This window comes from Streptomyces sp. IBSBF 3136, assembly GCF_036815105.1.
Classification (GTDB): Bacteria; Actinomycetota; Actinomycetes; order Streptomycetales; family Streptomycetaceae; genus Streptomyces.
The window spans coordinates 1-7,416 of the sequence record NZ_JAJSZC010000308.1 but is presented as its reverse complement, the minus strand read 5'-3'; the positions used below and the strand labels follow the sequence as shown (position 1 = coordinate 7,416).

5 protein-coding genes are annotated in these 7,416 nt (G+C 75.2%); 3 read left to right on the top strand and 2 right to left on the bottom strand.

Features of this window, described 5'->3' with window-relative positions:
• Window positions 1-110: 110 nt before the first annotated feature.
• The 3 genes from V7E45_RS37045 (at window position 111) to V7E45_RS37035 (ending at window position 5,410) form a co-directional block, all read left to right on the top strand.
• Window positions 111-1,136, top strand: a complete 1,026-nt coding sequence (locus tag V7E45_RS37045) for an SMI1/KNR4 family protein (protein WP_333778679.1) — start codon at window positions 111-113, stop codon at window positions 1,134-1,136.
• Between the two features lie 10 nt (window positions 1,137-1,146).
• Window positions 1,147-4,278 carry an SUKH-4 family immunity protein gene (locus V7E45_RS37040; protein ID WP_333778678.1) on the top strand — a complete coding sequence of 1,044 codons (3,132 nt, stop codon included), beginning with the start codon at window positions 1,147-1,149 and terminating at the stop codon, window positions 4,276-4,278.
• A 247-nt stretch (window positions 4,279-4,525) separates the two neighbouring features.
• On the top strand, window positions 4,526-5,410 hold the full coding sequence (locus tag V7E45_RS37035) for a cellulose-binding protein (RefSeq protein WP_333778677.1): 885 nt from the start codon (window positions 4,526-4,528) through the stop codon (window positions 5,408-5,410).
• Between the two features lie 24 nt (window positions 5,411-5,434).
• On the opposite strand, the gene V7E45_RS37030 is transcribed toward V7E45_RS37035, so the two are convergent.
• Together V7E45_RS37030 and V7E45_RS37025 are read right to left on the bottom strand one after the other, a co-directional pair.
• Complete coding sequence (locus V7E45_RS37030) at window positions 5,435-7,081, bottom strand: sodium/solute symporter (RefSeq protein WP_333778676.1); 1,647 nt, start codon at window positions 7,079-7,081, stop codon at window positions 5,435-5,437.
• Window positions 7,078-7,416: DUF485 domain-containing protein (locus V7E45_RS37025; protein WP_333778675.1), on the bottom strand; the 339-nt coding region annotated here is incomplete at its 5' end. The genes V7E45_RS37025 and V7E45_RS37030, both read right to left, overlap by 4 nt.

Here is a 7,416-nt window from a genome sequence, read left to right as displayed (position 1 = left end):
GGGGTGGGGTGGCGGGCCGGTGACCGGTGTGCGGGTACCGCATAGGCTGTCGGCATCCGCGATCGACACCGCCGTTCAGGCCAGAGAGAACGCCGCAGGGGGCAACCGCCATGACGACAGGTCGGCTCGGGTTGGGGGCGCCGCCCAGCCGCCAGGCCGGGGGAGAAGCCGTGCCGCCGAACGCGGCCTATGCCGGGCAGGTCGTGCACTTCCCGGATCCGGTCCGGGCGGCGCGTCACCCCAGAGGGGTACGCGTCGATGAGCATGGTTACCCGGATTTCTCGCCGTACGCGCGGGCGGCGGCGGACATCGCCGATCCGCCGGAGGGTTTCGGGGTCGACGAATTGCGGCTGACGGACTATGTGTCGGCGAACGCCGCGCTGGCCGCGTCGGGGCACGAGTTGTGGGACACGGTGCCGGATGTGGCGACGCCGCACGGCTGGACGTGGCACCACGTGCTGGGTTCGCGGCGGCTGGAGCTGGTTCCGGTCGAGGTGAAGGCCTTGCTGCGGCACCACGGTGGGGTGGCGACGGCCCGGGTCGACCAGGCCAAGCGCGGTACGCGGCCGTTGCAGGAGACGCGTCCGGCGCATTTCGGGTTGCCGAAGTCGGGTGTGGCGGTGACGGAGTCGCAGGTGCAGGGCGTCGAGGAGGATCTGGGCTACCGGCTGCCCGGCGCCTACCGGTCGTTCCTGAAGGCGGCGGGCGGTTGCGCGCCGGTGGGGGCGGCGTTGGACGCCGAGTTGGGGCTGCTGCTCGACCAGCCGTTCTTCACGGTGCGGGACGAGGCCGCGGTCAACGACCTGGTGTACGTGAACAAGTGCCTGCGGGACCATCTGACGAAGGATTACCTGGGCGTCGGTTTCGTGCAGGGCGGCCTGCTCGCGGTGAAGGTGCGCGGTGAGCGGGCCGGTTCGGTGTGGTTCTGCGCGTACGACGATGTGCGGGACGTGGATCCGTCCTGGTCGCCGGCGGAGCGGGTGGAGCGGTTGCTGCTGCCGTGCGGTGACGACTTCGACGGGTTCCTGGCGCGGCTCGCGGGCAATCCGCCGGAGTTGGAGACGGTGGCGAACCTGATGGTGGACGGCGGGTTCGCGCGTGCGGTCGCGGTGTCGTCCGGCCCGGTGGGGGAGTGAGGTCCGAGCGATGGTGACTTTCGCGCAGGCGCAGGAGCGCGCCGAGGAGTGGATCAACGGGGACGTCCCGGCGTACCAGCATCGTGAGGTGCGGGTGCGGGAGTTCGAGCTGGGTTTCGTGGTGTGGGGCGAGGACCGTGCGGAGGGCCCGCGTTCGGACGCGGGTGCGCAGCGGCTCGTCATCGCGCGGGACAGCGGTGAGGCGACGTTGTGGCCCGCGTTGCCGGTGGGTGAGGTGATCCGCCGGTACGAGGAGGAGTACGGCCGTGGCGACGAGGTCGAGGACGCGGTGCCGGCGCCGCCCGCTCGGGTGGATCTGAACCAGACGTCGTTCCTGCTGAGTCCGCCGGAGTGGTTGCAGGAGGCGGCGGACAAGCTGGGGATTCCGGACCGGCGTGCCGGCGCCGGTGCGGGCTCGGGCTCGGGCGAGGCGGTTCCGGGTCAGTCCGCGCCGGTGGGCGCGGCGCCGCCCGCGCCTGTGCCTTCGGAGGCTTCCGGTGGGTTCGGTGCTTCCGGTGCTTCCGGCGGGTTCGGTGCTTCCGGTGGGGGTGCTGCCGGGGGTGGTGCGCCGGCCGAGACGCAGGCGGGGGTGCCGGTGGGGGCGGATGCCGCCCACTCCGGTCCGGCTCCCGCCGCTGCTCGGACTCCCGCTCCCGCTCGGACACCGGCTGCCGGTGAGGGCGTGGGTGCGGCCGGTGGGCCGGGGAGCGGTGCTTCGTGGCCGGCCGCCGGGGCGGGGGCCGGTGCGCCGGACGTGCCCGCCGGGGCCACGCCGTGGGCCGGTACGGACACCAACGCGGATTCCGGCGAGGACCGGTCGGTCCCGTTGCCCGCGACGGTGTTCGCGCCGCCGTTGAGCGATCCGGACGCGGTGGGCCCGCGGCCGCCGGCGGTCGCGCCCGAGGCGAAGACGGCGCTGATGTCGGGGGGCAGCCAGTTGCCCGCCACAGCGGTCGCGCCGGCGCTTGACGCGTCGGGCGTACCGGGGGCGCAGGCCGCCGGGAACGCGCCGGGTGCTCCGTCGCACGGCACGCCTCCGCCGCCTTCGGGCATGCCTCCGCAGGGAGCTCCTTCCTACGCCCCGGCTCCCGGTGCGCAGGCCGGGCCGCCCGCCGGTCCGGGTGTCCCGCCGGGCAGCACGCCTCCGCCTCCGCCGGGCGGCGAGCCCTACGGCTATCCGCAGGGCCCTGGTGGTCCGGGTGTCCCGCAGGGTGCCCCCGGTTACGGCTATCCGCAGGGGCCGGGCGCCGGTCCGCACGCGCCGCAGCCTCCGGCCGGGCCGGGGCGTCCGCTTCCGCCCCACGCCGGGGACATCGCGGACGCGGCGACCAGCAAGGCCGCGCCGCCGCCGCGCAAGGCGCGCGGTGGGGCGGGCGCTCCGCCGCCTCCGCCGGGCGCCCCGGGTGCGCCGGGCGCGCGTCCGGGGAGCATGCCTCCTCCCCCGCCCGGTGCGCCCGGTGCGCCCGCGGGCGGGTACATCCCGACCCAGTTGGTGTCGGCGCTCGGACCCGAGGGGCCCGGCGCTCCCGGTGGTCCGCCCGGTGCCGACGCGGCCCAGGGCCAGGCTCCGGGCGGTGCTCCGCACGCGCCGGGTGCTCCCGGTGTCCCCGGCGCCCCCGGCGTTCCGGGTGGTACGCCTCCCGGTGGGGTGCACCACGCGGCCACGGTGTTCGCCGACCCGAGCTTGATGGGAGCCGCGTCCCAGCCTCCGGGCGTCCCTGGCGCTCCCGGTGTTCCGGGTGCCCCGGGCATGCCGTATCCGCCCGGCGCTCCCGCGGCTCCGGGCGCCCCTGGCATGCCTCCGGGCCCCGGGGCGCCGCACCTCGCGGGCGCCCCCGGCGCGCCTCAGCCGCCCGGCGCCCCCGGTGGTCCCGGTGGCGCGCGCGGTGCGGTGCACCACGCGGAGACCGTGCTGGCCGCGCCTCCCGTGGCGGGTCCTGGCGCGCCCCCGCCTCCGCCGCCCGCTCCGGGCGCGCCTCTGCCGCCGCCCGGTCCCGGCATGCCGCCCCCCGGGGCTCCCGGCATGCCGTCCGGTGCCGCCGGTGGCCCCGGCATGCCCGGCGCCCCGCAGCCGATGCCGCCGGGCGCGGTGCCGCCGGGTGCGGTGCCGCCGCCGGGCGGCCCGATGCCGGGGCAGCCGCAGGCGTACGGCTATCCGCAGCCGGGGCAGCCGACGGTGGGCCCGGGTTACCAGGCCGTGCTGCGTTACCGCGCGCAGGACGGTTCGGAGCAGCAGCTGATCCGGCGTTCGGCGCCGGGGACGCCGCACCCGGAGTGGCAGATCTTCCACGAGCTGCGGGCGATGAACGTGCCGCCGGACCAGGTGCTGGAGCTGCACACCGAGCTGGAGTCGTGCGAGCTGCCGGGTGCGTACTGCGCGCGGATGATCCGGGAGCAGTGGCCGCAGGCGCGGATCGCGAGCATCGCCCCGTACGGGACGGATCACGCGAGCCGGCAGCAGGGCATGCGGCAGTTGCTGGCACACCAGGGAGAGTTGCACCAGGTGGCGGACGGTCCGGCGCGGCCGGCGCCGGTGCGGGCTCCGCTGGCGCCGGTGCAGGCCGCGCAGCCGGTCCCGCCGGAGGCCGTCGCGCAGGAGCTGGCGGCGGCGTTCGGGCCGGGGGTCTTCCGGTTCGAGCAGCAGGCGGTGTCGCGTCAGGGTGTGCCGCCGGTCGTGGCGCACACGCTGGTGGTGGCCGGATTGCCGGTGGACATGGGTCCGTTCTTCTGGGCGCGGGCACAGCCGGGCCGTCCGGTGCCGACGCTGGCGGAGCTGGCGGCCGAGCGCGGGGTGCAGCCGGCCGCGGACGCGGGCTCGTACCTGGTGATGGGTACGGACTTCGGCAGGGCGCTCTGTGTGCAGTACGGGACGGCGAACATCGTCGCGGTGCCCGTGGAGGCGGGTCCGGGTGGTGCGCCGGTGCCGCCGCAGTTCGTGAACACGGGGCTGCCGGAGTTCGCGCGGTGCCTGGCGCTGCTGGGCCGGATGTGGCGGCTGAGGTTCGGTCTCAACCAGGAGCAGGCGGGCCGCTGGACGGTGGACTTCCAGGCGCAGCTGGCCGCCCTGGACCCGGCGGCGCTGGGTTCGCCGGAGAGCTGGTGGTCGGTGCTGCTGGAGCAGATGTGGGACGGCCTGCTGTAGCGGGCGCGCCCGGGTCCTGACCGCGACCGGGCGCGTCCGATCGCCTCATGCCCTTCACGCCTGAGCGTGAAGGGCATGAGTTTTTCCGTCCGGGGTGCGGGGCCCGTGCCGACCGGAGTTGCCGCATGTCGGAGGTTCGCGACCGTGGCATGTGCGCCGAGTGTCGCGTTTTGAACGCTTATGCACCATCCCTCAGGATGTGCGCCACATGACGTGTCGTGCATGTCCGGCGAGAGGGGTCCCCAGGGTGAGCAGCGCAGTGACGCCGCACCGTTTCGCGACGGTCCGGGGGCGTGCCTACCGTCCCGGCCAGGTGGACGCGTACCTGGCCGCGCTCGGGCGGGACCGGGACGCCGCGTGGGAGCGGGCCGCGCGGCTGACCGTGCTGGCCAAGGACATGGAGGCGGAGGCCGCGCGGCTGCGTGAGGTGGTCGCGGGGCTGGAGCCGCAGACGTACGAGACGCTCGGTGAGCAGGCGGGGCAGCTCTACCAGCTCGTGCTGCGGGAGGCGGCGGCCGTCCGCGAGCGTGCCCGGCGCGAGGCCGGGGAGTGGCGCGCGCAAGCCGAGTCGTACGCCCGGGGCCTCGAAGAGGCGGCGCGGGAAGCCGCGCAGGCACTGCGCGCGGAGGCCGAGGAGCATGCCCGCCGGTGCCTGGGCGCGGCCCGGGCCGAGGCCGACGAACTGCGTGTCGGAGCCCGGCGCGAGGTGAAGGAAGGGCGCCGGGAGACGCTCGGCGCGCTGCGCGAGGTGCGGCAGCGCACCACCGGCGAGCTCTCGGAGCTGGGCCGGGAGCACGCCGAGCGGTGGGCCGCGGCCGAGCGGGAGGAGGCCGGACGGCTGGCCGCGTTCGAGTCCGCTCACGCCGAGCGGACGGCCCGGGCCGAGGCCGCCCTGGCCGACGCGGAACGCGTACTCGCCGAGGCGGCGGAGTGGGCGCGCTCCCGCGAGGAGGAGGCGCGGGCGCGTGCCGCCGGGCTGGTCGCCGAGGCGCGGGCGCGCGAGGAGCGGATCGCCCGGGAGACCGAGCGGGTGCTGCGCGAGCACGGTGAGACCTGGGACGTCGTGCAGACGCAGATGGACTCGGTGCGCGACCACCTCGTCTCGCTGACCGGCCGGGCGGTCGTGGAGTAGCGGCGGCGCCCGCGGGCCGGCCGCTCACTCGCCCTCGCGTACCGCCCCCGCCAGGATCCGGCCCTCCACGGCCTCGTACTGGTGCCGCTGCTCCTCCGCCTTGTGGCGGCCGGAGGCGACGGTGCCGAGCCAGCCGAAGAGGAAGCCGGCCGGGATGGAGACGATGCCGGTGGTGGTGAACGGGAACCAGTTGAAGTCGGCGTCCGGGAAGGCGGAGACGGGCGAGCCGGAGACGAGGTTGGTGCCCGGCATGAGCAGCAGCACGATCAGTGAGCCCCCGATCAGGGTGCTCATCAGCCCGGCGCGGGTGTAGCGGCGCCAGAAGAGGCCGTAGACCAGGGCGGGCGCGAGGGCGGAGGCGCCCAGGCAGAAGGAGAGGGTGACCAGGGGCTGCAGGCTGTGGTGCTGCGCCAGGGTGGCCAGCAGGATCGTCGGCGCTCCGATGGCGAAGGCGGAGAAGCGGGCCAGGAGCATCTCCCGGCGGGCGGGCATCCGCCGCGCCAGGCTCGCGAACACGTCGTGGGCGAGGGAGTTGGCGCAGGCGAGGATCATCCCGGCCACCGAGGCGAGCAGGGTGAGGAAGAGCGCCGTGGTCACCAGGGTGAAGAGGAAGGTCTCGCCCGTCGACACGGCGGTGCCGAACGCGGCCCGTGAGCCGATCAGGTAGGCGGTGTTGCCCTGCGGGTCCGCGGCGCCGATCGCCGCGCGGCCGACGAGGGCGGTGGCGCCGAACCCGACGACGGTGAGGACCAGGACGAACAGGGCGACGAGGGAGACCGCCCAGGACAGTGAGCGGCGTACCTGGCGGGCGCTGGACGCGGTGTACATGCGCATGGTGATGTGCGGCAGGCAGGCGCCGCCGAGCACGATGGTCAGCTCCGAGCTGATCATGTCGAGGCGGGCACCGGAGTGCCCGGTGAACTGGAGCCCGGAGTGCAGGAAGGCGGGTCCGGCGCCGCTCTGCCGCGCGGCCGCGGTGAACAGGGCGCCCGGGTCCCAGTCGAAGCGGCGCAGGATCAGTACGGCGACGGCGGCGCCGGAGCCGACCAGCAGCACGATCTTCGCGATCTGGATGAGCGCGGTGCCCTTCATGCCGCCGATGGCCGCGTAGCTGATCATCAGGGCGCCGACGCCGATGACGCAGCCGGTCTTCAGCGACTCGTTGGAGAAGCCGAGGATGAACGCCATGAGCTGTCCGGCGCCGGCCAGTTGGACCAGCATCATCGGCAGCAGGGAGACGATGGTCACCGCGCAGGCGGTGATCCGCACGGAGCGGCCGTGCATCCGGCGGGCCAGCGCGTCGCCCATGGTGAACCGGCCCGCGTTGCGCAGCGGTTCGGCGAGCAGGAACATCAGCAGGAGCAGCGAGAGTGTCGTGCTGAGGGCGAGGACGACCCCGTCGTAGCCGCACAGGGCGATCACTCCGCCGGTGCCGAGGACGGTGGCGGCGGAGATGTAGTCGCCCGCGATGGCCAGGCCGTTGCGCAGCGGGGACAGGGAGCCGTAGCCGGTGTAGAACTCGTCGAGGTCGTCGCCGTCCGGGCCGGTCATCACGCACAGCAGCAGGGTCAGGGTGGCCACGGCGCAGAAGGCGACCATGGACATGGTCTGGGCCGAGCCGCTGAATCCGGTGATGCCGGCGGGGGCGGGTGCGGGGGCGCCGGCGGTCATCGGGTCGCTCCTCGGCGCGCGTTCAGTTCGGCCTCCTTGCGGATGCGGTCGGCGAGCGGGTCCACTTGGCGGCGCGCGGTGTGTTCGTACAGGGCGATCGCCAGCCAGGTGACCGGGAGTTGGAGGAGGGCGAGCAGCAGGCCCGCGGGGACGCCGTCGGCGACCGTCCGGGTCATGACGCCTGGCGCGAACGCGGACAGGACGAGGAACAGGGTGAAGTAGCCGAGCGCGGTGAGGGTGGCGGTGCGGCGCTGCCAGCGGTAGGCGCCGCGCAGCACGCGCAGGTCGCTGTGGTGTCCGAGGGGTTCGCGGGGCGGGGTGCGGCGGGACGGGGG

Coding starts and splice junctions, on each gene's coding strand:
- V7E45_RS37040 (WP_333778678.1), top strand. CDS start 1,147: ATGGTGACTTTCGCGCAGGCGCAGGAGCGCGCCGAGGAGTGGATCAAC.
- V7E45_RS37030 (WP_333778676.1), bottom strand. CDS start 7,081: ATGACCGCCGGCGCCCCCGCACCCGCCCCCGCCGGCATCACCGGATTC.
- V7E45_RS37045 (WP_333778679.1), top strand. CDS start 111: ATGACGACAGGTCGGCTCGGGTTGGGGGCGCCGCCCAGCCGCCAGGCC.